Genomic DNA, 22,863 nt, shown 5'->3' with positions numbered 1-22,863 from the left:
GAACGCCGTCTATGCGTCATTTTGGCAGATGCACCACGAACTTGACGAATTTCTTTTCCTTGTATCCGATACCGGGGTTGGGCGGGGATTCCCTTAGGGTGAGGATGTAGGCCGCCTTGGGGTCGCTCAGGCAGGCTTCCGGCGTAAAGCGGAAATTTTTCAGCGCGACCAACTTCCGCGCAGGGTCGGCGGGATCGGCGGGATCGATCCATTCCAGGTCGGTCACATATTCAGACGGATGATATTTTTGTGCCAGCAGCACATAGATGTAAAGTGAATAATGTTCGTCGGTGAGACAGATGAGGGAGTCACTTTTATCGGCGGCGTAATCTATGGCGGGAACGATGCCTTCGTTAAATAACGCGCTTGTAACCTTGCGATAATCTTCACTGTGATAGGCACGGTTGAAGTATAGGAAAGCGATGGAAAACAGGACAACAGCGGCGGGAATGATCCTGGGCAGGCGCGGTTCGAGGTCCAGAAAAAGAAGCGCGATGCATAACAGGATGGGAGTGAAGATGATGTTGAGTCGCGTCAGGTTGACGGGATGGACCAGCCCAATAATGATCGAGGCGAGCATCCATGCGGCGATCAGCCAGCGCCCGGGACGATTCTCCTTGATGAAGAAAGCGAGGAACAGACCGATGAGGACGAGAGGGAATGTAACTTTGTAGAAATATCCGAACGGCTCGACGAAGTTCCAGGGGAAGGCATCGGACTGAGTCCATAACAGGTCGAACATGATCCTTGCATTTCCTGCTATCGCCGCAAAGGGGGTTTCGCCAAAAACCGCCGCCATCGTTTCGTATCGGGCTTCGACAGGCAGGCGCGGAATGGTGATGACGCCCAAATGCATGGTCTCGAGTTTGAAGGTGTTGACGGCGATGAACAGCCCAATGGGGAAGGCGAGCAAAATGAAAACGACCGCGCCGATGATGACCTGAGTGACCGTCAATCGGTTGAGTTTGAGCAGGTAGGGGACGGTCAGCAAAAGAAAAACCGGCACGCCGACATATGCCGTGCCGTACGCGTAAAGACAAAGTGCAAAGAAAAATATCGAAACGTAAACCCACAAGTTTTTTTTGTCCGCCAGTGTGAGTGTGGTAAAGCCCGCCAGAAAAAGAAACGGCATGATGTTCGACTCGACCGCCCATCTTGAATTGACGATGTGCCAGGGCGAGACCGCCATGAAGAACATCGCCAGCAGCGCGAATTTCTCATTGAATAATTTTTTCCCGGCGATGAAAACCAGCGGCAGGGAGAGGATTCCCGCCAGCATCATCGGCAGGCGCACTGCAAAGGCGTCGATCCCCTTCAATGCCACGAAGGGCATCAGCAAATACGCATACAGCGAATTTTGTCCGCTGCCCCATGAAATGAAATGGACGGGATAGGAAAGTCCGAACCGATCCATGCCGAATTTATAAAGGTAGTACGCTTCCACGCCGATGGAGGCTTCGTCCACGTTCAAGCCGGGGGGCAGGGAGGCGAACTCCCAGACGCGGGCGAAGATGCCAATCAGCAGGATGGCGGTGAAGAGCATGTGGGTTTTCCAGCGGGAGACGAAAGGCTCGAGCGTATTCATCCGCAGGAAAATATACCAGAACGTGAAACCGGAGTCCAACGTCTCCTGACGTTGGCGGTCGGAAGTCTCCCGACTTTTGAGTCCGGTTGCGTGTGGTAAACTCCAAACGCTCTGAGAAAAATGTTGAACAAACGACTCCTCTCCGCATGGGCGTTGGGAATCCCCGCAAGTTATATCGCAATCGGTTTTTTGGATGCCTATTACAAAATTTTGATCGAGACTGCCCTGGTTTCGGTTGTTCTCCATGCGGTTGTTACCTTGTTTGCGTATTTCGCCCTCGGCAGGCTGGCGGATAAATTCCGGACATATCCAATGGATGCTTCCATCCTGCTTGCGCTGGCGAGTTCGAGCATTGTTTTCTTTGCGGGTCTTGTGAACATGGCAAGCCGTTTTCCGCGCCAGTTCGATGTTTCGGCGTATGCCCATGCCCCTGAAACGCTGACCGGTTTCCTCGTCGGGATTGCGGCGGCTCTTCCCCTTTCGATGTGGTTCGTTGCCCGGGCGCATCGCAGGGATTTTCGCCGGAGTCGTTTTTATCGCTTCGTGGATTCCAACCTCGGCGGCTTGGTCGTCGCCGCGCTTTTTTTCTCGGTCTATTTCCTTCTCGCCTCCATCTTCAACCAGCCCATCTTCCGCTTCGACGATATTTTTTTCGACACCGACAGCAAACTATACCGCATGCGATTCGGGACGGAGCATTACCAGGATTATTACGAACGGACCGTCCACCCGTATGTGTTGATCATCGTCCGCCCGTGGGTCTGGATGATCTCATTGTTCCTGAAAGGGGATATGTTATACGGTGCGTTCATCGTCACGGCATTGACCGGCGCTTTGTGCGTTTTCCTCGTCTGGTTTTTTGTAAAGGAAACGACTCGCAATCCGCTTTATGCCTCGCTGATCGCCGCCCTCTTCGGCGCTTCGACCTCGCAACTCGCATTCGGTTCGTTGATCGAGAACTACATCTTCCTCGGCGCGGCAGCGTTGATCTTCATCGTTTTGCTGTTGAAAGATAAGCCGCTTCATATGCTGGTGGTTGCCGGGCTGGTTTCGTTTGGCATCACCATCTCGAACATTGCGCAGACGGTCATCGCGCATTTCATGGTGAAGCGCAGCATCCCCCAGTTGATCAAATACGGAATGATCGTTGGTGCGCTGGTCATCCCGTTGAACCTGCTCAATAACTTCATTTACCCCAAAGCCCATCCGTATCTCTGGGAGGTTTCCACCCTGCAATACGAGGAAAAGAATGTCTTCGAGCCGACCCTCCAGCGCGCCAACTACCTGGGACGGGTGATGCTCCTGCATAGTTTCGTCTCGCCGGACCCGCTGCTATTGAAGGAAGATATTCCCTTTCTCAAGGTGTGGATGTTCCGCGCCGCGTTGAAAAAGGTGCCGTTGCAGATCGCAAGGTACGAAACGTCTCTTGGAAATGCGGTTGTCACTGCCTGGCTCGGCTTTGTCGCCGTCGGCGGATTTCTCTTCCTGAAGAATGTTCTCAGGCAGGATAACCGCTTTCCCTTTGCGTTCATCCTGACCTGTCTGTTCTTCTTCGCGCTTCATATGCGCTACGGCAGGGATGTCTTCCTCTACTCCGTCAACTGGACGTATGCCATCACGCTCTTTCTCGCGCTGGCGTGGCGCGAACTTTCCGGCAAACGCTGGTTTCAATTTTCCCTGTTGGGTTTCATCTTCCTTTTGATGCTCAACAACTCGAGATTGATCCTCATCATGCTCTGGGCATCGTACATGCATCTCCGCTGATCAAAGGAAAAGAAACGTGAAGACCTTCGATAAACGCCTCCCGCTGGCATGGTTGTTGGGCATCCCGGCAACTTATTTGGCGGTTTCCTTCCTGGAAAATTTCCACAAGACCGCGCTTCAAGTTGCGTTGTGGACGATCCTGGTCCACAGCCTCGTCAACATCTTTGGATATTACCTCCTCGATCGGATCAAAAGGGAAATCGTTTCAAATCGAATCGACGCATCGCTCAAGGTGGTTCTCTTTACGGCTCTGATCGTCGTCCTGCCCGCCTCGTACAACCTCGCAAAACCATTCACGAACCTCTTCGACCCCCTGACCTTTCATCTCGACGCCTCCGTCCGCGTTTCGTTCGCCAACGCGCTCATTCCCGCTTTTTTCATCGCCATGATCGCGGTCGGCACTGCCCACAGGAAGAACTGGAGAGAATCGCGCATCTACCTGTTCCTCGAAGAAAATCTCGGCGGCCTGCTGATCGCCTTTCTGTTCTTTTGCGTGTACCTCCTTTTCGCTTCGATCTTCAACCGTCCCCACTACGACGCGGACGATGTATTCTTCGACGCCGACTCCAATCTCTACCGTTATCGCTTCACCATGCCGACCTACGAGGATTACTACTGGCGTCCCGCGCACCCGTTCATCCTGCTCATCATCCGCCCGTTCGTTGCGCTTCTCGGTTTTCTCTTCAACGGGAATAAACTCTTCGCCGCCTTCACCCTCAACGCAATGGTCGGCGGATTATGCGTTTATCTCGTCTGGTATTTTGTCAAACACAAGCTGGGGAATCCGCTTTACGCGCTTTTGATCGCCGCTCTCTTCGGCGCCTCTTCGGCTCAACTGGTGTTTGGTTCCGTCATCGAGAGTTATATCTACCTTGCGGCTGTGGCTCTCGCGTTCCTGGTCATTCTTCTCACGGACAAGCCGCTCTACATGCAGGTCATCGCCGGGCTGACCGCCTTCGGCATCACCATCTCGAATGTGGCGCAGACGTTCATCGCTCATTTCTTCGTCAAGCGGAATATCAAGCAGCTCGTCATTTATGGGCTCATAATCGGCGCGCTGGTGATTCCGTTATCGCTCCTGCATAATTATATTTATCCCGATTCCCAGCCATATTTCTGGGACTTTGCCACCCTCGAAGCCGAGGGACACAACCAATTTCCCGCCACCTTCCAACGGGCGGATTATCTTGCCCGGGTGATGACCCTGCACAGTTTCGTCGCGCCTGAGCCGCTCGTCGTCCGCGATGGATTGCCCTTCCCCAAGGTGTGGATGTTCCGCGCCTCCATCAAAAAAGACCCGATGCTTTTGGCGAACTATGAAACGCTGTTGGGTGATGCGTTGGCTATCGTCTGGGCGGGATTGCTCGTCCTCGGCGGGGTCCTCTTCCTGAAAAACATCCGCAGGCAGGACAACGGCTTCTCATTTGCGTTTATCGCCACCCTTCTTTTTTACTTTGTCCTTCATCTCCGCTACGGCAAGGACGTGTTCCTTTACTCAGTGAACTGGACCTATGCCATCCTGCTCTTTCTCGCCCTCGCATGGCAGGATCTTGCGGAGAAGCGCTGGTTCCGGATCCTCCTGCTTGCTTTTGTCCTGCTGCTTATCGTCAACAACCTTGGAATGTTCGAAACCATGATGCGGATCACCGCGCCGACGGTAAAATTTCCCATCTGGAAATAGACGGGAGTTTTCAACTACTCATCCGGGGTCCGTCAGCGCATCAGACAGGTGTCAGCAATATCCCCGTCCGGTTCGACAGAGCCGCACCAAAAGGTATCGCTTTCCGCATCGATGACGACGACCCGCTGATTCCCTTCATCTGTGGCGGGATAGATCACCATTTTCCAACCGCCGCTGCGAAAGCAGTACTCTCCATTCGAACCCGCGCTCGCATCCGCCCGCCACTCCTCGGTGGCCGGGATGGATACAAGATGTATGGAGTTCATATGCTCCAGAACGCTCATCTGCGTAAACTTTATCAGTTCCGGAGTGGAATTTTTCGCCTCCGCATCGAGATCAGATATTTGCCCGTTGGTGAGGCAACCTGTGAAGACAGGAACAACAAACGCAAAAAGCGCGAACAGACGAATCGACTTCGGGTTCATGCCGCACCTCCTTTAAACTGAGCTGTTCCTTGACTTCATCATAGCACGGTGGAAAGCAAAATACACCCCTATTTCCTGCTCATAAATAACTGCATGCAGCTAATAAGAAACACACCCCGGCTTTTTTACCGGGGTGTGTTTCTTATAATTAGGTACTAGTTACGGCTGGTAGGTGACGCTGACTGTGATGTAGTCGAGATAGAAATCGCGCGAGTTGTTGCTCGCCACGTCCGTCACGCGCAGGCGGAAGTTCGTGTTGCTGAAATCGCCAAGCGCCCACGTGCGTCCCCAAGTGTCGGAGGAACTGCCGAGGTTGTAGGTCGCTTCGGTGGTGCTGAGAGTCGAAGTCTGCTTTACCGCCGTCCAGTTTGCTCCGTTGTTGTATGACAGCTCGACGCAGATCTTTGGCGAGCCGCTGGTTGAATCTGCGCGCGCATCGAGCCTCACTTGAATACCCTGGACCGTCCCGGCAAGACCGGCGATGTTGAAGTTGTAGAACTGGTGCTTGTCCTTGCCGGTGTTGGAGCAGGAGGTGTTCTTGTTCGAGCCGGAGTTCAGGTCAATGGCGAACACGGAATCGTTGGTAAAGGCGTTGGCGGGATTGGATTCGTACCCGTTGTTATCGCCCGCGCTGGAGGTCACAGCGGCTTGCGCCGAGGGAGCAAATGGACCCGCTGTCTGCGGAGCGGGAGCGGCGCTGATCGTGCCGCCGTCCACCACGAGCGCGAATTTCTGGGGGCCGTTCGGGATGTTGAAGGCGTTCACGGTCACGGTGTAAGTGCCGCTCGGAGACTGGATGTAAATGTTCTCGACGTTGTTGACGTTATCTGCCGAGCCGCCGGTCGTGCTCCAGCCGCCGGAGAAGACGTTGCCGCGATAGGTGTTCGCGCCGCTGACGGCTGTCAGGTTCAGGTTGTTGACCAGGTTTGTCGTCGCGGTATCGGTGGAGGGGTAGTCCGACCAGACCAAGGTGATCTTGAGCGGACCACCGGTGGGCGTGACGGTGAAGACGGTGGAACCGCCGGTGCTTAAGCCTGTTGGGGCTTCATCCACGAACGCGACGGTGCCGTCGGTGGCGGCGTCGAGGTTGATCAAGCCCCAGCCTTCATGCACGTTCGGGATCGGGAAATCGTTATCGTTGAAGCCGTCGTTGTTCTCGTCTGCCAGGTCCACGGCGGTGTTGATGAGTGTGGCTTTGACGAGCGCCGCGCTGGCATTGATGCTGAAGGCTTTGGTGTAATAATCCTTCACGACCGTCGCGCCGCCCGCGGCGATGGGATTCGACATGGAGGTTCCGCCCATGTATTTGTATTCGCTGTTATAGGGCATGCCCCAGCCGTCCCATTGATACGCGCCGTTGCGGGGATTGACCGGATCGCCGTAGCCTTCCTGATACATGGTCGAAGAGGCGGAAAGGATCCACGTGCCGGGAGCGACAACGTCCGGTTTGATGCGCCCGTCATCCGTCGGACCGCGGCTCGAGAAGGGAGCCATCTGCTGGGAATTTCCGGCTGACACATCCGAATTGAGCGGCTCGGTCGTGAAGCCCCAGCGCTGTCCGGCGGTGCCGAGGAAGTTCTGCTGTGTGCCGCCCATGCTGTTGCAGGTCTGCCCGGTCTGATAAACGTCATACGAGCCGTAGGTCAGGCTGGTATCGCAGGGCCAATTGTCGGGGCGCAGGTTCTCGCTGGCGCCGATCGTGATGACGTTCTTAGACGTGCCGGGCGCGCCGATGGAGTCGTTATCCACCACGCCGTTGTTGTTGGCATCAACGCCTTCATTGCCCGCTGAGAAGGTAATGACCATGTCGCGGTTGGTCCACACGAACGAGTCGGTGTTGACGCTGTCCACGGTGTAATCGCCCGAGACCGCCGCGCCCCACGAGTTGGAGTGGATGCGCGCGCCCGCGTTATACGCCTGCTGGTACATGGTCTTCAAGTCATCCGGCAAGCCCGTCAGGAAATATCCGTTCGCGGGCCATCCGCCGAACATCTGGCAGAAGTTCGAGATGTTCGCCCAGTTTTCGGTCGCTTGGAAGACCAACCTCGCGGCCGGAGCGACGCCGCGGCCCTGGCCGCCCGGTTCGCCTCCGCTCAAGACCGAGCCGGAGGTGTGCGTCCCATGACCCGAATCCACATCCACGGCTCCATCGTCAATGATGGATTGGAAGCAGGTGTCCGTCGCGCCGGGCCAGTTATAGATCGCCACGATGCGGCTGGACGGAATATCGGGGTGCGCCCCCGCCGCCGTGCCGTCTCCCAAGCCTGTATCCGAAACCGCGGCAATGACCGTCGAGCCGTCATACCCGCGGCCGTTGGCGACATCAGCGTTCACAATATCTCCAGCGGATTCGTTTTGGGCTGGTGCGCCCGAGGCGCTGTGCAATTCGTGCATGACGTAATTGTTGATCGAAGCGACGTCATCCACGTCGGCAATGGCGTCCACGAAGGAGCCGTTCGCCGCAACCACCATCAAGTCTTCTTCGAAGCTGAGGATCTCCGCCCCGGTCTGGGCGACGGCTGCGCGGGTCAAGCCGAAGTCCGAGCCGCGTTCGATGCGGACGAGATAGAGATTCTGCTCCCCATCGCGCTTCAAGTCCGCGCCGAATTTGAATTCCGGCTGGAAGGGCGTGACCGAACTGACGAATCCCATCCCCGCCACCCGGTTTGCAATGCCGGGATTCATGCGGACTTTAAACGCAAAATCCGGGATGTAATCCAGGATCTCCGCGCCCTCTGCTGTGACTTCGTTCTTCCAAGATTCTTCGATGGGACCGGCGAACTGGACGACGAAATATTTTTGACTGCCCGCCTGTTGAGCGGGAGTCATTGCCATTGAGCCGAGGGTCAGGACTACAATGACAAGAGCTGAAACAAAATACCTGACTGCCTTTTTCATACACGTCTCTCCTCTTGAACGGTTGAAATTTGGAAACGCCGACCCGTAGGCGGGACCGGCGTTGGACACAGGGTCAAGCTGTATTCAATTTTCGATAGATTAAATTGGATGGATTTTATGCCTTTTCTTCGTACTGTCAATGATTTTCGATGGAGTAGTTCTCTAGTATTGTGCGCGTAGGTTTTTCAGTTGATAAACCCAACACCGGTCGAATCGCGTGGAAAAGGTGATGTTTGGATGGATTGAAGCGTTGCTTTAATTGCGTGAAGAATTAAAATGAAGGCATGACAGTAAATCCCCTCCTGCAACTCGCCCGCGCAAACGGAAATCCCGTCATCGAAGGCAGTCGCGTTACCTTTGTATGGAAGGGCAGGTCCGCGCCGTATTTCATTGATGACATTCATATGTGGGAGAACAACCCACAAAAGATGAAGCGCATCGCCCCCGATCTGTGGACCATCACCCTCGAACTGGATTCAGACGCCTATCTCGAATACAGTTTCTATGATCCGAGCACGAAGAAACGCATCAAAGACCCGTTGAACAAGAAGACGGTCTTCAACGGCATCGAGCATTACAACCATTACTTCTACATGCCAGAGGCGGGTCCCACACCGTATGCGACCAAACGCCGCGGCATTCCGAGCGGACGGGTCACCCATCACCTCGTGGATGCGTGGATGATCCAGGAAAACGGCAAGCGTGAGCTGCATCTTTATCAGCCGCCAGTTAAGCATCCTGTCCCATTGCTGCTCGTCTATGATGGCACGGATTATCTCAAACGCGCCAGCCTCAACATCATTGTGGATAACCTGATCCACGAGAAGCGCATCCAACCGATCGCGATGGCATTCCTGCAAAACGGCGGTGACCGCCGCGCCGTGGAATACGCCTGCTCCGATGCGACTCTGATGACGCTTCAACACGCCGTCCTGCCGTTTGCGGCGAAGAAGTTGAACCTGATCGATGTCCAAAAGAAACGAGGCGGATACGGCGTACTGGGCGCCTCGTTCAGCGGATTGATGTCCGTGTATACGGGGTTGCGCATGCCGGAGGTCTTCGGCAGGGTCATTGCGCAATCGTCGGTGTTCGAGGCGGAAGGGCGGGACTTTGTCGCCGTGGATCTGATCCGCGCGAAGATGTCACGCGAAATAAAGATCTGGATGGATATCGGGCACTTCGATTGGCTGCTGGAGGATAATCGCCGCATCCAACCGCTGCTGCAGCAGAACGGATACGACGTCACCTATCACGAAGCGCCAGCCGGTCACAATTACACCTTCTGGCGGGATGAACTTCCGCAGGCGTTGATGGAGATGTTCGGTTAGAAAAAATTCGGTTCCACCGATTATTACGCCCATCGGTTGCTCACTCATTTCAATGCGATGTGAATTGCCTTCCAGTCCTGCTCATCAACACCATTCTGTTTAGGATGATTTGTGGTTTGCTCCGAAACGGGTTTGCGGGTTGAGCAGCAGGTAGAACATCGCCAACCCTCCGCTATATACCAGCACAACAATATACACTACAAGATTGAGCATACGATCTGGCGGGACTGTGTTTATCAAGCCAATAAAAGGAACGATGAGTACGAGGTCGTACGCGAGAAAACTAAGCAGTTGACCCAGCGCGTTATGCCATTGCGGACGGAACATGCCATAGAGGAAGTAGAACGCATCGCCGAGGAAGATACAGCCAAAGATCACGGACGAATCGGGGTTCAATGCCCACGGGAAGATGGGAGCCCTCAGGATCAGCGCTCCACCCGCGAGGAAGAGGGAGGCGATGAATATTCCGAATGAGATCCTGACCAGCCCGGGCATGGGGCGTTCATCCGTGAGTGGAATCCGCAAGCTCCAGAAAAATGCGATCAGGCTGATAACGGCTGACAGCGCAGAGAGTGAGCCATAGAGGGTCATGTTCGCGCGGCCTTGTGAGGCGAGTTGGAAAAAGTAGATGGAAGTGGTTAGTGCGATCACAAAGACATTCAGCGCGCCAGCCGGCAAAGCGCCAAACTCACCCGTCCAGCCGACCCAAAGTGCGGCTGCGCTGATGGCGGCAAGGATGGAGCCAATAAACAAATAGGAGTAGCGACCATCTTCCCAGGGCCAGATGGCAATTGCAAGAGGGACTCGAAAGATGAATCCAAACGCGAAGAGAAGGATGACCAGCCCGCCAAGGAATGTAAATCCACGAAGAATTTTCATTTGTGTTTGCTACCAATTCGTTTTTTATAATAACCCCATATCAATGATTGGGTGTTGAATAGATTTGATCATCAGGTTCATCAGGGTGAGGTCGCGCGGACTTGTTCCATCCCCACTCCAAGCAGGGACAGTCCCTATTATGCGCCGAAAATCAACCTCTCCCCCGCCTCCCCTAAAGGGGAGGAGCTTAAACCACCCCTCCACCAAACATTGACTTGGAACCTCAGCCCATCCACAGAACAAAAATTAAAACAATACCCTCTCCTTCAGGAGAGGGACAAACGGAGGAATTTGATTATGACGCCAATCAGGGTGAGGTCCCAATGACTTGTTCCATCCCCACTCCCAGCAGGGGCAATTCCTAAAGCACTGATTCCTATGCAATGCGGGCGGAATTCTACAACAGTTGAGTTGACAAACAACTCAACTGTTGATATAATACTCAACAGGAGATTGAAATGAGTAAAACTTTTGGTGAGGCGTTAAGAGATTTTCGACGTGCAGCTGGTATGAGCCAACGTGAATTAGCAAAAAAAGCTAATTTGGACTTTTCTTACATCAGTAAAATGGAAAATGATCGTATCCCTCCTCCAGCCGCTGACACCATAGTTGTCATTTGTGCAATTCTGAGCATCCAACCAGAAGAACTACTGGCAATTACAGGAAAAATACCATCTGATATAAAGGCAGATATAAGTACAAGTAAAGCAGGTCAAGAATTTCTTCGTGTTGTGAATGAAATGAAACTCTCCGAGTCCGAATGGTCTAAAATTATCAAATCGCTCAAGGAATTGCGAAAGTAATAAACGATGAAAAAACACTCTAATAGTGGGCAACTTCCTCTATTTCCGGAAGACCAAATCCCAATCAAGAATGATGAAAAAAATAAGCGGATTAATTGGTCTTTTAGTAAACGTTCGACATTGGAACAATGTTCAAGAAAATACTATTATGAGTATTATGGCGCAAGCAAAAGAAACGCAAAACAAGAAGAAAATAAAAGTGAACTATTTCTTCTCAAATATTTACAAAATCGCTACGAAAGAACTGGTGCAATTTTGCATCTAGTCATTAGCCATTATTTGAAGAAAGCACAACAAGGTGAGGTGATAACACTAAATAGGCTTGAAGATTGGGCGAGAATATTATTCAATAAAGACTTGGAAATCTCCACTAATTACAATGAACCTACTCCGCCAGAAGGTCAATACCCGCCTGTAATTCTTCAAGAATTGTATTACAAAATTCCTGATGCATTAAAGTTATGCAACGAGGCGCTTGACAATGTAATTCAAGCTTTCCGAAATTTTTATACGTCTTCCCGTTACGCTAATTTTCGTGAAATAAGCCAAAAACCTGAAAGTTTAGTAGAACATCCATTTAAGATCAAAAAACGGTTTTTCAGGATTGACGGAAGAATCGATTTTTCATATAAAGATGCGGACAAATTGGTAATAATTGATTGGAAATCGGGTAGCTTTGATGGAGGAGGGGAAGATAGTTTACAGCTATCAACATATGCATTATGGGGTGTAGAACATTACTCTTGTCTACCTGAAGATATTCAAGTTATCAAGGCATTTCTACGTGAAAACGAACTAGTAGAATATTCTGTTGACAAAAAACTACTGACAATCGCAGAAGCAAGGATTTCTCAAGACGCAGAACGAATGGTGAGTTTGGAGAAATTTGGTGAAGAAGCATTAGTGGATGCTTTTACACCTTGTAGTCAGTATGCTATATGCAAATTATGTGCTTATCGCCGTTTATGTCCTGAAGGAAGAAAGGTTATTTATGCTTGAAACAAATATTCGTATCGTTTCCCCTGGTAGCAGTCTTTTCATCTGGACAAGAAAAGTTACTGTGTCTGGATCCCTATTATCTGTTGAAATTCTAGAGAAAGCATGCAATAAATTACGCAGAAAATATGGAATTGCCGCAATTAGAAATCTCGAAGAACAAAACACATTACTTGTCGCTGCCAAAAATCCAGTACGAAATTTACATCTTGAAGATAACGAATGGGAATTGGATATTAATGATTCAGGAGAAGAAAGCCAAAAAGTAGTATTTACAAGTGAACTTGGGCACAGAATCATTCCTCAATTAATTGAAAGGGTAATTTTATCGGCAATTCCTCAACGGAATGATTTTTGGACAATTGATAGTCCTAGAATTTTCTACGAAAGACAACCTTTTGTTGAAAAAGATAATATATCTGTTTTTCGGAGATATGAAATCAGCACATTACCCATTGAAAGTATAGGTGTTGGATTTTCTGTTGATGTAGGAACAGCATTTTTTACAACAACTAATATGGATTATTTTATTGAGCAGAACATAAGTGATGAAGAAAAAAAAGCAAGAAAGGAACAGTTTGAAAAAATAACTGGACGACAATACGGACAAAAAGGGACTCTGCTATACGACACTGGGCACTCAAAAGTAAAGTGTTATTTTGAAAAATATATTCAAGGAGAAACCTGTTCAACTACCGGAGCTATAAAAATTGCAAATAAAAGATATGGATCGGTTTTTGAATATTACAAAGAGACAAACCCTAACTTACCTATCAGTGAAGACACACCTGTCGTACGCGTTTCGTTTCCAGGTCTAGACAAAGGTCTTCCAGTAGCAGCAACTAGGGTGAAAATTCGGGTAATGAACGATGATGTTCCAGAAAGTTTAAGTTCAATAGACAAAATTTCCCCTTTGGATCGTCGAAATTTACTGGAGTTATTTTGGAAAAAAGTTGAACCGAATTGTTTACGTGGAATTGCACCAGGCATTAATCCAGGATATTGGCGTCCGAATGGTAATCATGTCTTAAGTGTAGAAGTTCCAGATTTGATTTTTGGAAACGGGAAAATATTGAATTCTCCTAATCCCCAGACACCAGAGTCTTATAAAAATAACTTTCGACAACGCTTAAGATACTTAAATCAATTCGGCTGCAATTCTGTCCCTCCTACCATGTCGAGGACTATTTACTGTGTCTATCCAACTTATATAGGAGAGGAAATACCAAAATCCTTTGCTGTGAGCCTTGTAGAGCAAATACGTAAATGGACAAACATTAATGTCAATGCTGAAATTGTTTCGTACTCTAATGTGGCAGACGCTGCTGAAAAGTTACGAGATATTGATAACGCTGGAGTTTCGGTATTTATACTTGATAACGAGCCAGTGACTTATTACGATGTTTCGTTTATGTTACCTGGGTGGCGAATCAAAAGAGTAACAGATCGTACTGTTCAATCTCAATACTCTTACCTCACTAAGGGTAAAAAAGATAGAACCACTAGAACATTTAACTTAGAAAAGGGTAAAAAGCAATGGGATAGCTTTGTCGAGATGAACGCTTTAGCGTTACTCTACCTATTAGATGTTGTTCCCTTCAAGGCAAATAGTTTAGGTAAACATGATGCACATTTGGCAATTGATGTAGGACATGACAGAAGGTTTTCAGCAATGTCCCTTCTCATTATGCGAGACTCCAACGAACAACCGTCTTTTTTATCTAGGTCAGAAGTATATGACAAGCCAGACACACAACACGAAATGATAAATCCGATATTACTTGAAGATCACATTATTAAGCTTTTCGGAAATATCTATCAGAAAAACTATTCCCCCTTAAAATCACTTTTGATATTAAGGGATGGACAAATGTTTGAAAAAGAATATAGTGGACTTGCAAAAGCTATCGAAAAATTAAAATCAAAAGGTTTCATAACACAAGATGCAACCGTCGACTTAATAGATGTGCATAAAGACACACTGAAAGCAATACGCTTATGGGATGTCTCCACAGACGGCATCATTACTAATCCACTTGAAGGAACCGTCGTCAAACTGAATCAAGATTTTGCTGTGATAACAACAACAGGTTCCGCCACCTTACATCAAGGTACTGCTGATCCAATTTTAATCAGGTCAAATGGACACTGCTCGAACCTAGAAGAAGCAGCTAAATCTGTTTTCTTTGGAGCTCAGCTAAACTGGTTTAGTCTTGGAGTAGCTCAAAAACTACCACTTGCTCTGAAAATAACAGATGATGAATTAACCTCTAGATATGCTCAAGAAATAAGGCGAGTTAGATAGGAGATGTTGTTATGAAAAGTGACTGGATGACCGCATCAAGTTTTAGCAGAACTAGGGAAGTTATGTCAGCTATAAACACTATATCAATTTACGCAAAAATAGTTGCAACAAATGGAGCATATCCTCACAACCTCGACGAATTAGAACATGCTCGCACTAAACTTTGCTCATTTTTATATGACTTTGGAAACCTAGTAGAAAAAGGAATATCTGAACAAGATGGCATAATCATAGGCTCAGATCCAAGGCTAGGGGAACTCGCAAAAATCTTCATAGAAGAAAAAAGGCATTTACCTCAAAAATCAACTCTATTTAAACTTCCAACCGACAAACTCATTAAACTTGTCAAATCAAATAATACAGAAGAAATGCCAGAATTAATTGCTTGTTTAAGGGATTTACGAAATATCCTTGATCAACACTCCCATTCGGATACTGTAGGGATTTTAGGCGAAATATGATTTTAGATGTCCTAAGAAAACGAAATCATGAGCTTCATGAAGATGCAAAAACTTTACTAACACTGATTAGCAAAGTAAGTATTCCTCCGGAATTAGAAGCTTATCGGGCTTTAATTGTAAGCTTATGCCATCACGTTACAGAAAAAATTTCGACCAACATTGAAAATATTAATCTTAATCGTGAGGATATCCTCGAGGATATATTGAGTGATATTCAAGAAACGATGTTTTGGATAAGACTAATAAGTGATAGATTTTCAATCCCTATTATTCGCGCCATGCCGTCAGATAGACTATGTCTTTCAGTATTGAGTTGGGTACATAGCGCGCATAAAAAAACAAGAAATTTCCCTCCAGCTATTAGTGATGGATCTGTTTCTGTTATGCCTATGTATCCGCAAGTATATATGTTCCCCCAACTTGAAAAGCGGAGTTTGCTGTATCAATCATTATTGTTTCATGAATTTGGTCATGTCTTGTATGCTTGCCATAAGCAAGAATTAGATAGCTTGGTTATGGATTTACAAAGTGATATTACGGAAATTATTCTGCCTAGATCTCAAAGAAACGATCGACATTCGGAAATACATTCATCCCGTCGCCAAACAATAGCAGACACATGGTATAGCTGGATACAAGAACTCTACTGTGATGCTGTTGGTTTTCACATTGGTGGACCGAGTTTCCTTTACGCATTCTCATCTTTTTTAGGTGCTGTAAATAGGAATCATTTTTACCGGACACCTAGAGATTTAGCGCTTAGCGACCATCCTGTAACCTGGCTTAGAGTTCATTTCCTTGCCGATTTAGCACGAAATGAAAACCAAGAAAGTTTAGCAAATGATATTGATACTGAATGGTCTATTTTTGCAAAAGCAATGGGAGTTCGTGAGGACTATCATGGCTATTACGATAAATCTTTAAATAGAGTAGTTAAAAACACCATACAAGATATGATAGTAGAAACTAATCCACAAAAAAGCACAAAACATGAGCTTTCTGGTGGAGGTTGGGAAGCTGGCGAAAGTCCTGTTCGGCTTCTTAATTGGGCATGGCAAATAAAATTAAATAAAAAATTATCGTATAAAGAATGGGAAAAAAAACAAGTAGATAGATATCTTAAGCTAAGTAAGTTTCAAATAAATATAAATAGTTATGATGAAGAAAGAAGTTTTTCCATGGCAAATAACATGTTCCGATAAAACAATAAAAGGATAGCAAAAGCTATCCTTTATTGTTTTATTAAAATTTCCACTTATTACAACTTCGCGAAGCGACTCACCACCTTCGCCAACCCAGCCGGACGGTCCACATTCCCGCCCTGATTGACGCCGATCACTGTGCCTTCCTTCGCATACGCCAACTCCACGAAGGCTTGACCGGTAATGAAGCGCGCGCTGTCGATGGCGCAGGAGGTCACAAAGCCGATGCGTTGACCTTCGGCATTGACCACCGGGTCGCCGTTGTGCGCCATGCGCGTGCGCTGTTCGTCGAAGGTGAAGCGCACGACCACGCCCTTGCGTTCCTTCTCACGCGCCACAAAGGCATCGCGACCGATGAACCACGGCTTGTAGGTCTTCACATACGAACCAAATCCGCCTTCGGCAACGCCCAAATCGCGTATTGGGATCGTAGGGGCGAGGTCCCCTCGCCCAAGTGCATTCGCAATAGAACCCAATCCCATCTCATGCCCATATAACGGCAAACCCGCTTCGGTACGCAGCGAGTCACGCGCACCCAAACCGATCGGCTTCACACCGAATGACTCACCCGCTTTCAGCACGCCGTTCCAAAATGCCACAGCGCTATCGGGGTGCACGAACAATTCGAACGCCATCTTCTCACCGGTATAGCCCGTGCGCGAAACGATCAGGTCAAAGCCGCCCACGTTCGCATCACATAATTCAGTGCGCTTCAACTTCATAATGCGAGCGCGTGTCTCATCGTCCACGCCCATCGCCAACAAAATATCGCGAGACTTCGGTCCCTGCAGGGCAATGTCCACGCGCATGTCGTTGCCAGATTTCGGGTCGCGCAAATTGCGGATCTCCGCGTTATAGCCATACGCGCGCGCCCACGGACGAGCGTTATCAATTTTCACCTTGCCATCACGCACACTCTCCAACCATGTGCGGTCTTTGTCATCGTTCGACGCGTTGACCACCACCAGGAAGTTATCAAATCCGCGGCGGTACACCAACGTATCGTCGATCACATCGCCATCGGGCGTGAGGAAGTGAGTGTACAAACTCTCACCGGGCATCAAACCTCCGCAGTCATTGCCGCAGACCGTGTCGAGGAAAGAGGCGGCATCCGCGCCGCGCACGTCATAGGCGCCCATGTGGCTCACGTCAAACAAACCCGCTGCCTGCCGCGTCGCCAAATGTTCCTCAAAAATAGACGTGTACACCACCGGCATTTCCCAACCTGCAAAGGGGACCATTCTGCCGCCGAGGTCTCTATGAGTTTGATTCAACGCTGTTTTCTTCAACTCCCCTTCGACCTCATTCCACACGAAGGGCGGCAGCGCCTCTTCCTTAACGTTTGAGTTGACGCCTACAAACCACGGCTTGACTTCACTCTGAAGCGGCGGATTCGTAGCGGCGAGTTTCGCCTTCACTTCACTCACCACGAACGGACCTGGCACACGCTTGGTGCTGAAATCTTTCGAGCCATCCAAATTGAACGAAGTGTAGCCATCCGAAAGATCGCGCAGCCATGTACCGACCACCGCAGCATCTTTCACCGGCACAGATAACTGATAGGTGGTGTTATCCACGTTCTTCAACAAACCTTTGATAACACCCCTAGGCGTGGCAATCGAAGTGACCTGCGTCTTGCCCTTCTTCAAAGCAGAGAGGTCAGACGATGCAACATAATCCAACACCTGGCGAATGCGTTGACCGCTGAGTTCATACACGCCGGAGGTGGCTTTATCGTCGATGTAATAGAAGTGCGGGTACCCGGTCTTGGTCGGCTTGAAGTCAATGCCTGCGCTCATCGCCAGCTTGCGGATTTTCAACTTGGCATCATTGAATACTTTGAAGTCCACTTTCGCGCGGCGCTGCTTGCCCTTGCGGACAGTATCCACCGCGTGCGGCGCACAAGCCAACAAGACATCGGCAATGATGTCTGCCAATTGGCGTGACTGCTTCTCGTTGAATCCGCGCTGGGTGATCCACGGCGTACCGAGGCGAATGCCCGAAGGCGCCGCCGCGCTCTTATCACCGGGGATGGTGTTGCGATTAACGACCACACCGATGATATCGAGAATGCGAGCCGCTTGATCTCCGCTGAGTTTGGTTCCGTCCTCACCGATGACAGATGAACAATCCACATTCAGCATGTGGCAGTTCGTGCCGCCGAACGGCACGCGCAGTCCGCGCTTGGTGAATTGATCTGCCATCGCCACCGCGTTCTTGATGGTCTGGTCTTGCAGTTTCTTGAACTGCTTGGTCTGCGCCAACTTGAAGGTCAGCGCCAAACCTGCAAAGACGTTCACATGCGGTCCGCCCTGTTCGCCGGGGAAGACGGCTTTGTCGATCTTCTTGGCAACGTCGGCACGGGTGGTCATCAACACCGCCCCGCGTGGACCGTCGAGACTCTTGTGCGTGGTAGACATGACGATGTCGGCAATACCGATCGGTGAAGGCACCACACCCGCCGCCACCAACCCACCGATGTGCGAAATATCCGCGAGGAAGTACGCGCCCACTTCATTGGCGATCTCACGGAACTTCTTCCAATCGGGCACCCATGAATAGGAGGAGTAACCAGCAATTAAAAGCTTCGGTTTGTTTTCAAGCGCCAACTGACGAATGGCTTCGTAATCAAGCTTTTCATCCGCGCCTACGGAATAATGCACCGCCTTGAACCACTTGCCGCTGCGGTTGACGGGGGAACCGTGCGAGAGATGACCGCCATGCAGCAGGTCGAGTCCCATCACGGTATCGCCGATCTCCAACAAGGCTTGATACACGGCGTTGTTGGCGGGTCCGCCCGAAAGCGCCTGCACGTTGACGTAGATCTGGTCCGCGCTGAAGCCGTTGGCGGCGAAGGCTTCGGCAGCGCGTCGGCGGGCAAGGGCTTCCACGGCGTCGGCATATTCCACGCCTTTGTAATAGCGTGGGTCGCCGTTGCGGCGATAGTCCGCGAGTCTCATCGGGTGATCGAGAATTTCCTCTTCGGTCATCCAGCGCGATTCTTCGCTGGGGTAGCCTTCGGCGTAAATGTTCTGAAAGGCAGACATCAACGCTTCACGCACCGCCATCGGCGCAGTCGATTCGCTGGGGATCATAATGAGCTTGCGATATTGGCGTTCGGCTTCGAGTTGGGTCAGGTCGTAAACTTCTTTGTCCAGTTTTTCGAGCGAACCGCGGAATAGAAAGTCGGGCATGAGAAAATCTCCTTGAAAACGGAAACAGGTTCCGGATTAGTTGGGATGCGTGCCGTCAAATTGTAGAACTTTCCAAGGGAAGGGTCAAGTCAAAAACGAAACAGCCTTCTTGTTGTATTTGTCATCTCTTTTTGCTATGATGATGCAGGAGGTGTGATCCATGGTATTTCTTCGGGGAGGTGCATAGGGATAAATTATCTTCACCACCTGTATATATGAGTTCAGGCGGCTATGATCTGGTAACTTAATTTGGACGCTCATGGGTTATCAGGGAGCCAATAGCGAAACCGGCCTTTGCGGCCGGTTATTTTTTTCATTGTGGAGAATCAATATGAAAAAAAGAATGTTTTTTGTTTTGCTTGTCCTTGCGCTGATCTCAGCCGCGACATCCTCGCCTGTCACAGCCGCGGGAAAACCGCCTCCTGTTCAGGTGCAGATTCTTGCTCTCAACGATTTCCACGGGGCGCTCGATCCGGCGTTGACGAAACCTACGGATCCCGCCACAGGTAAGCCGACTACAGACCAGACCCAGTGGTACTACCGCGGCGGCGCGGAATATCTCACCAAGTTCGTGCAAGCGGCCGAAGCGACCAATCCCAACACCATCAAGATCTCTGCGGGTGACATGATCGGCGCCACGCCCCTGCTCTCCGCCCTGTTCCATGATGAGCCAACGATCATGGCATTCAACCTGATGGGCTTCGATCTCAGTAACACAGGCAACCATGAGTTCGATGAAGGCTGGCAGGAATTGCTCCGCATGCAGTCTGGCGGCTGTCATCCAACCGATGGGTGCTTCCCCGGGGTGCCGGAATTTCCGGGCGCGTCGTTCGAATATCTATCTGCCAATGTCTTCCGCCTGGATACCGGGCAGACCCTCTTCGCAGCGACCAGCGTAAAGGAAGTGGATGGAGTGAAGATCGGCTTCATCGGCATTGCCCTCGAATCCACGCCGACCATTGTTGTGGCTTCAGCTGTGGAAGGTTTGATGTTCGAGGCGGAAGTGGAGACCATCAACCACTACGTCAAGTATCTCAAGGATACGGAAGGGCTCAAAGCCATTGTCGTCATTCTGCATAATGGCGCAGGCGCGGCGTCCAACCATAATGCGTGCAATTATGCGGACCCGTTCTTTACCAATGTGATCATGCAGATCGACCCCGAAGTGGATGCCGTGATCACCGGGCATACGCACAATGCATATAACTGTCAGGTCAAGGTCAAGAAGAACTACGACCCGATGCTTGTGACAGGCGCAGCCTACAACGGTCGCTACCTGACCGACATCGACCTCACCATTGCCGGCACGAATGGACAGGTGATCGGCCGGACCGCGAACAACATCCCAGTGGAAACGCCTTATCTGGGCGCCGTAGCAGACCCGACCATGAAGGCGCTTCTCGATCAATATCGCACAGCATCTGCACCGCTGGCGAATCGCATAGTCGGCTCGATCACTGCGGATATCAAACGCGGCGGCAATATGGATGAGTCCGCATTGGGTGATGTGATCGCCGATGCTCAACTTGCTGCCACGAAAGATGTTGGTTATGGCGAAGCCGTGATCGCAATGACGAATCCGGGCGGGATTCGCACCGACCTGCTTTACAGTCAGATCAGCGGCGGTGAAGCACTCGGTGAGGTGACTTACGCTGAAGCTTTTGCAGTCCAGCCATTCAGCAATAGCTTGGTGACCCTCACACTAACCGGCGCCCAACTCAAGGCTGTGCTGGAACAGCAGGCAACCGCCGGCTCAGACGGGACCGGAAGAATGCTGCAGATATCCTACAGCCTGACCTACACGTGGAGTTTGTCCGCGCCGGTGGGCAGCAAAGTGAGCGATATCAAGATCAATGACGTGCCCGTTGACCCGGCTGCCAGTTACCGCGTAACAGTTAATAACTTCCTGGCAGGCGGCGGCGATGGCTTCACTGCATTGACCGCCGGGACCGATTTGTTGACCGGCATGATCGACTTGGATGCGTTTGTGGCATATCTGACAGCAAACTCACCGGTCGATCCCGGACCTCAAAATCGCATCACAAAAGTGCCTTAGGGCAACCTTCTCCATAAGATATCTGTGCTGATCCAAAAGCATCCCGGCGGGCAGTTCCTGCCGGGATGCTTTTAACAACATCACTTGAAATTCGGTCAAAGAACGCTTGCCGGCGATACTGCCTGTCGGACCGCTAAATTGCAGGGCGGTCACGGGCATGGTCAAGTGAAAAAAGCACATTGGACGACGTCCCCCCTTTGGCTTGACTCTCCAGTCGCTGGAGGGTGTATAAAACTCACTGGAGGCTTCCAGATGATCCGGATCGGAGACTTTTCAAAACTCAGCCGTGTGCCTGTAAAGACCCTGCGTTATTACGATGAAATGGGTTTGCTCAACCCTGTAAGTGTGGATCCCGTCACAGGGTATCGCCTCTACGAGTACAGTCAGCTTTCGATCATCAATCGTATTCTGGCGCTCAAAGACCTGGGCTTTTCGCTCGAGGAGATCGGCCGTCTTCTCGACGACGACCTTTCGGCGGAGCAGATTCGGGGGATGCTCAAGCTCAGGGAAACGGAAACCCGGCAGCGGGTCCGGGAGGAGGCGGAGCTTTTGCAGCGGGTCGAGGCGCGGCTGAGACAAATCGAACAGGAGAATACCATGTCCAGGTATGATGTCGTTATCAAACGTGTGGATGCGATGAAGGTCGCCTCTGTACGCGATGTAGTGCCGACGCCTCCCGATCAGGGACGGTTGTGGCGCGAATTGGAAGGCTGCCTTGCCATGAACCATGTCCGCGCCTCCGCGCCCTGCCTCAGTCTGTATCACGATGACGAATACAAGGAGCGCGATTGGGATATCGAAGTCTGCGAGCCGATCACAACGGATGTGAAGGAATCCGCCCGCGTGAAGGTGCGCGAACTTCCAGCCGAAGAAACGATGGCTTCCGTCATTCATCACGGCCCGTTCACGGCCATCGGAGAAGCGTATGACGCGGTCATGAAATGGATTGCAGGCAATGGATACCAGATCGCGGGACCCGCGCGCGAAGTCTATGTGCGCGAGGCGAAGAATGGCAGCCAGACCGACCCGAACACAGTGACAGAGGTTCAGTTTCCGGTGAAGAAAGCCTAGCGAGATCGAATACGGGAGACGGCAGGCGCCGCCTCCCGTACTTTCACGGGTTGGCGTTTGTCGCGGGTGTATCGCAAAACTATCGGTAAAAATTTCTCAAGGTCTTTAAAGCAAGGGCGCAAAAGACGCAAAGGATTAAATTCTTGGCGACCTGGCGGCTTTGCGTTAAAAACTCCCCACGGTTTTATGCTACGCTCGTTTGTCACCTTCGTCTC

15 protein-coding genes and 1 riboswitch are annotated in these 22,863 nt (G+C 50.5%); of the genes, 10 read left to right on the top strand and 5 right to left on the bottom strand.

The features are described 5' to 3' along the window. Nucleotides 1-16: 16 nt before the first annotated feature. Nucleotides 17-1,624 carry a glycosyltransferase family 39 protein gene (locus tag HS100_03390; GenBank protein ID MBE7432933.1) on the bottom strand — a complete coding sequence of 536 codons (1,608 nt, stop codon included), beginning with the start codon at nucleotides 1,622-1,624 and terminating at the stop codon, nucleotides 17-19. An 81-nt stretch (nucleotides 1,625-1,705) separates the two neighbouring features. Here HS100_03390 and HS100_03385 point away from each other — a divergent pair, with 81 nt between their 5' ends. Next, nucleotides 1,706-3,349 carry a hypothetical protein gene (locus HS100_03385; GenBank protein MBE7432932.1) on the top strand — a complete coding sequence of 548 codons (1,644 nt, stop codon included), beginning with the start codon at nucleotides 1,706-1,708 and terminating at the stop codon, nucleotides 3,347-3,349. A 16-nt stretch (nucleotides 3,350-3,365) separates the two neighbouring features. After that, nucleotides 3,366-5,030, top strand: a complete 1,665-nt coding sequence (locus HS100_03380) for a hypothetical protein (GenBank protein MBE7432931.1) — start codon at nucleotides 3,366-3,368, stop codon at nucleotides 5,028-5,030. A gap of 32 nt (nucleotides 5,031-5,062) precedes the next feature. Here HS100_03380 and HS100_03375 read toward each other — a convergent pair whose 3' ends face one another. Further along, the gene (locus HS100_03375; protein ID MBE7432930.1) at nucleotides 5,063-5,455 is read right to left on the bottom strand and encodes a hypothetical protein; all 393 of its coding nucleotides are present in this window, start codon (nucleotides 5,453-5,455) and stop codon (nucleotides 5,063-5,065) included. Between the two features lie 159 nt (nucleotides 5,456-5,614). After that, nucleotides 5,615-8,353, bottom strand: coding sequence for a S8 family serine peptidase (locus HS100_03370; protein ID MBE7432929.1), 2,739 nt, complete (start codon nucleotides 8,351-8,353; stop codon nucleotides 5,615-5,617). Between the two features lie 284 nt (nucleotides 8,354-8,637). Here HS100_03370 and HS100_03365 point away from each other — a divergent pair, with 284 nt between their 5' ends. Beyond that, complete coding sequence (locus tag HS100_03365; protein ID MBE7432928.1) at nucleotides 8,638-9,681, top strand: esterase family protein; 1,044 nt, start codon at nucleotides 8,638-8,640, stop codon at nucleotides 9,679-9,681. Nucleotides 9,682-9,780: 99 nt separating this feature from the next. Here the strand turns inward: HS100_03365 and HS100_03360 are convergent, their stop codons facing one another. Next, nucleotides 9,781-10,560: a hypothetical protein gene (locus HS100_03360; protein MBE7432927.1), complete on the bottom strand. Its 780-nt coding sequence runs from the start codon at nucleotides 10,558-10,560 to the stop codon at nucleotides 9,781-9,783. 458 nt (nucleotides 10,561-11,018) lie between these two features. On the opposite strand from HS100_03360, the gene HS100_03355 reads away from it, so the two are divergent. From HS100_03355 to HS100_03335, 5 genes are read left to right on the top strand one after another with little or no spacing between them, the layout of a single operon-like run. Next, nucleotides 11,019-11,363, top strand: a complete 345-nt coding sequence (locus HS100_03355; GenBank protein MBE7432926.1) for a helix-turn-helix domain-containing protein — start codon at nucleotides 11,019-11,021, stop codon at nucleotides 11,361-11,363. Nucleotides 11,364-11,369: 6 nt separating this feature from the next. Next, a complete protein-coding gene (locus tag HS100_03350; GenBank protein MBE7432925.1) occupies nucleotides 11,370-12,362 on the top strand; it encodes a PD-(D/E)XK nuclease family protein in 993 nt (330 codons plus the stop codon). Beyond that, nucleotides 12,355-14,664: a hypothetical protein gene (locus HS100_03345; GenBank protein MBE7432924.1), complete on the top strand. Its 2,310-nt coding sequence runs from the start codon at nucleotides 12,355-12,357 to the stop codon at nucleotides 14,662-14,664. The genes HS100_03350 and HS100_03345 overlap by 8 nt, the downstream gene beginning before the upstream one ends. 11 nt (nucleotides 14,665-14,675) lie before the next feature. Then, complete coding sequence (locus tag HS100_03340) at nucleotides 14,676-15,125, top strand: hypothetical protein (protein MBE7432923.1); 450 nt, start codon at nucleotides 14,676-14,678, stop codon at nucleotides 15,123-15,125. Further along, nucleotides 15,122-16,327, top strand: coding sequence for a hypothetical protein (locus HS100_03335; protein ID MBE7432922.1), 1,206 nt, complete (start codon nucleotides 15,122-15,124; stop codon nucleotides 16,325-16,327). Before HS100_03340 ends, HS100_03335 begins: the two co-directional genes overlap by 4 nt. Before the next feature lie 56 nt (nucleotides 16,328-16,383). Here the strand turns inward: HS100_03335 and gcvT are convergent, their stop codons facing one another. Further along, the gene (gene gcvT, locus HS100_03330) at nucleotides 16,384-19,521 is read right to left on the bottom strand and encodes a glycine cleavage system aminomethyltransferase GcvT (GenBank protein MBE7432921.1); all 3,138 of its coding nucleotides are present in this window, start codon (nucleotides 19,519-19,521) and stop codon (nucleotides 16,384-16,386) included. Nucleotides 19,522-19,736: 215 nt separating this feature from the next. Beyond that, nucleotides 19,737-19,821: riboswitch (cyclic di-GMP riboswitch) on the top strand. A gap of 31 nt (nucleotides 19,822-19,852) precedes the next feature. On the opposite strand from gcvT, the gene HS100_03325 reads away from it, so the two are divergent. Together HS100_03325 and HS100_03320 are read left to right on the top strand one after the other, a co-directional pair. Further along, nucleotides 19,853-21,577 carry a bifunctional metallophosphatase/5'-nucleotidase gene (locus tag HS100_03325; protein ID MBE7432920.1) on the top strand — a complete coding sequence of 575 codons (1,725 nt, stop codon included), beginning with the start codon at nucleotides 19,853-19,855 and terminating at the stop codon, nucleotides 21,575-21,577. 252 nt (nucleotides 21,578-21,829) lie between these two features. Next, a complete protein-coding gene (locus HS100_03320; protein ID MBE7432919.1) occupies nucleotides 21,830-22,648 on the top strand; it encodes a MerR family transcriptional regulator in 819 nt (272 codons plus the stop codon). Nucleotides 22,649-22,863 lie beyond the last annotated feature (215 nt).

The sequence above is a fragment of the Anaerolineales bacterium genome (assembly GCA_015075725.1).
Taxonomy (GTDB): domain Bacteria; phylum Chloroflexota; class Anaerolineae; order Anaerolineales; family Villigracilaceae; genus Villigracilis.
This window is presented reverse-complemented; position numbering and strand designations above follow the sequence as displayed.

Excerpts from the sequence above, each read along its gene's own strand:
- HS100_03350 (MBE7432925.1), top strand. The coding sequence starts at position 11,370 with ATGAAAAAACACTCTAATAGTGGGCAACTTCCTCTATTTCCGGAAGAC.
- HS100_03370 (MBE7432929.1), bottom strand. The coding sequence starts at position 8,353 with ATGAAAAAGGCAGTCAGGTATTTTGTTTCAGCTCTTGTCATTGTAGTC.
- HS100_03360 (MBE7432927.1), bottom strand. The coding sequence starts at position 10,560 with ATGAAAATTCTTCGTGGATTTACATTCCTTGGCGGGCTGGTCATCCTT.
- HS100_03365 (MBE7432928.1), top strand. The coding sequence starts at position 8,638 with ATGACAGTAAATCCCCTCCTGCAACTCGCCCGCGCAAACGGAAATCCC.
- HS100_03325 (MBE7432920.1), top strand. The coding sequence starts at position 19,853 with ATGAAAAAAAGAATGTTTTTTGTTTTGCTTGTCCTTGCGCTGATCTCA.
- HS100_03340 (MBE7432923.1), top strand. The coding sequence starts at position 14,676 with ATGAAAAGTGACTGGATGACCGCATCAAGTTTTAGCAGAACTAGGGAA.
- HS100_03375 (MBE7432930.1), bottom strand. The coding sequence starts at position 5,455 with ATGAACCCGAAGTCGATTCGTCTGTTCGCGCTTTTTGCGTTTGTTGTT.
- gcvT (MBE7432921.1), bottom strand. The coding sequence starts at position 19,521 with ATGCCCGACTTTCTATTCCGCGGTTCGCTCGAAAAACTGGACAAAGAA.
- HS100_03335 (MBE7432922.1), top strand. The coding sequence starts at position 15,122 with ATGATTTTAGATGTCCTAAGAAAACGAAATCATGAGCTTCATGAAGAT.
- HS100_03345 (MBE7432924.1), top strand. The coding sequence starts at position 12,355 with ATGCTTGAAACAAATATTCGTATCGTTTCCCCTGGTAGCAGTCTTTTC.
- HS100_03320 (MBE7432919.1), top strand. The coding sequence starts at position 21,830 with ATGATCCGGATCGGAGACTTTTCAAAACTCAGCCGTGTGCCTGTAAAG.
- HS100_03385 (MBE7432932.1), top strand. The coding sequence starts at position 1,706 with ATGTTGAACAAACGACTCCTCTCCGCATGGGCGTTGGGAATCCCCGCA.
- HS100_03355 (MBE7432926.1), top strand. The coding sequence starts at position 11,019 with ATGAGTAAAACTTTTGGTGAGGCGTTAAGAGATTTTCGACGTGCAGCT.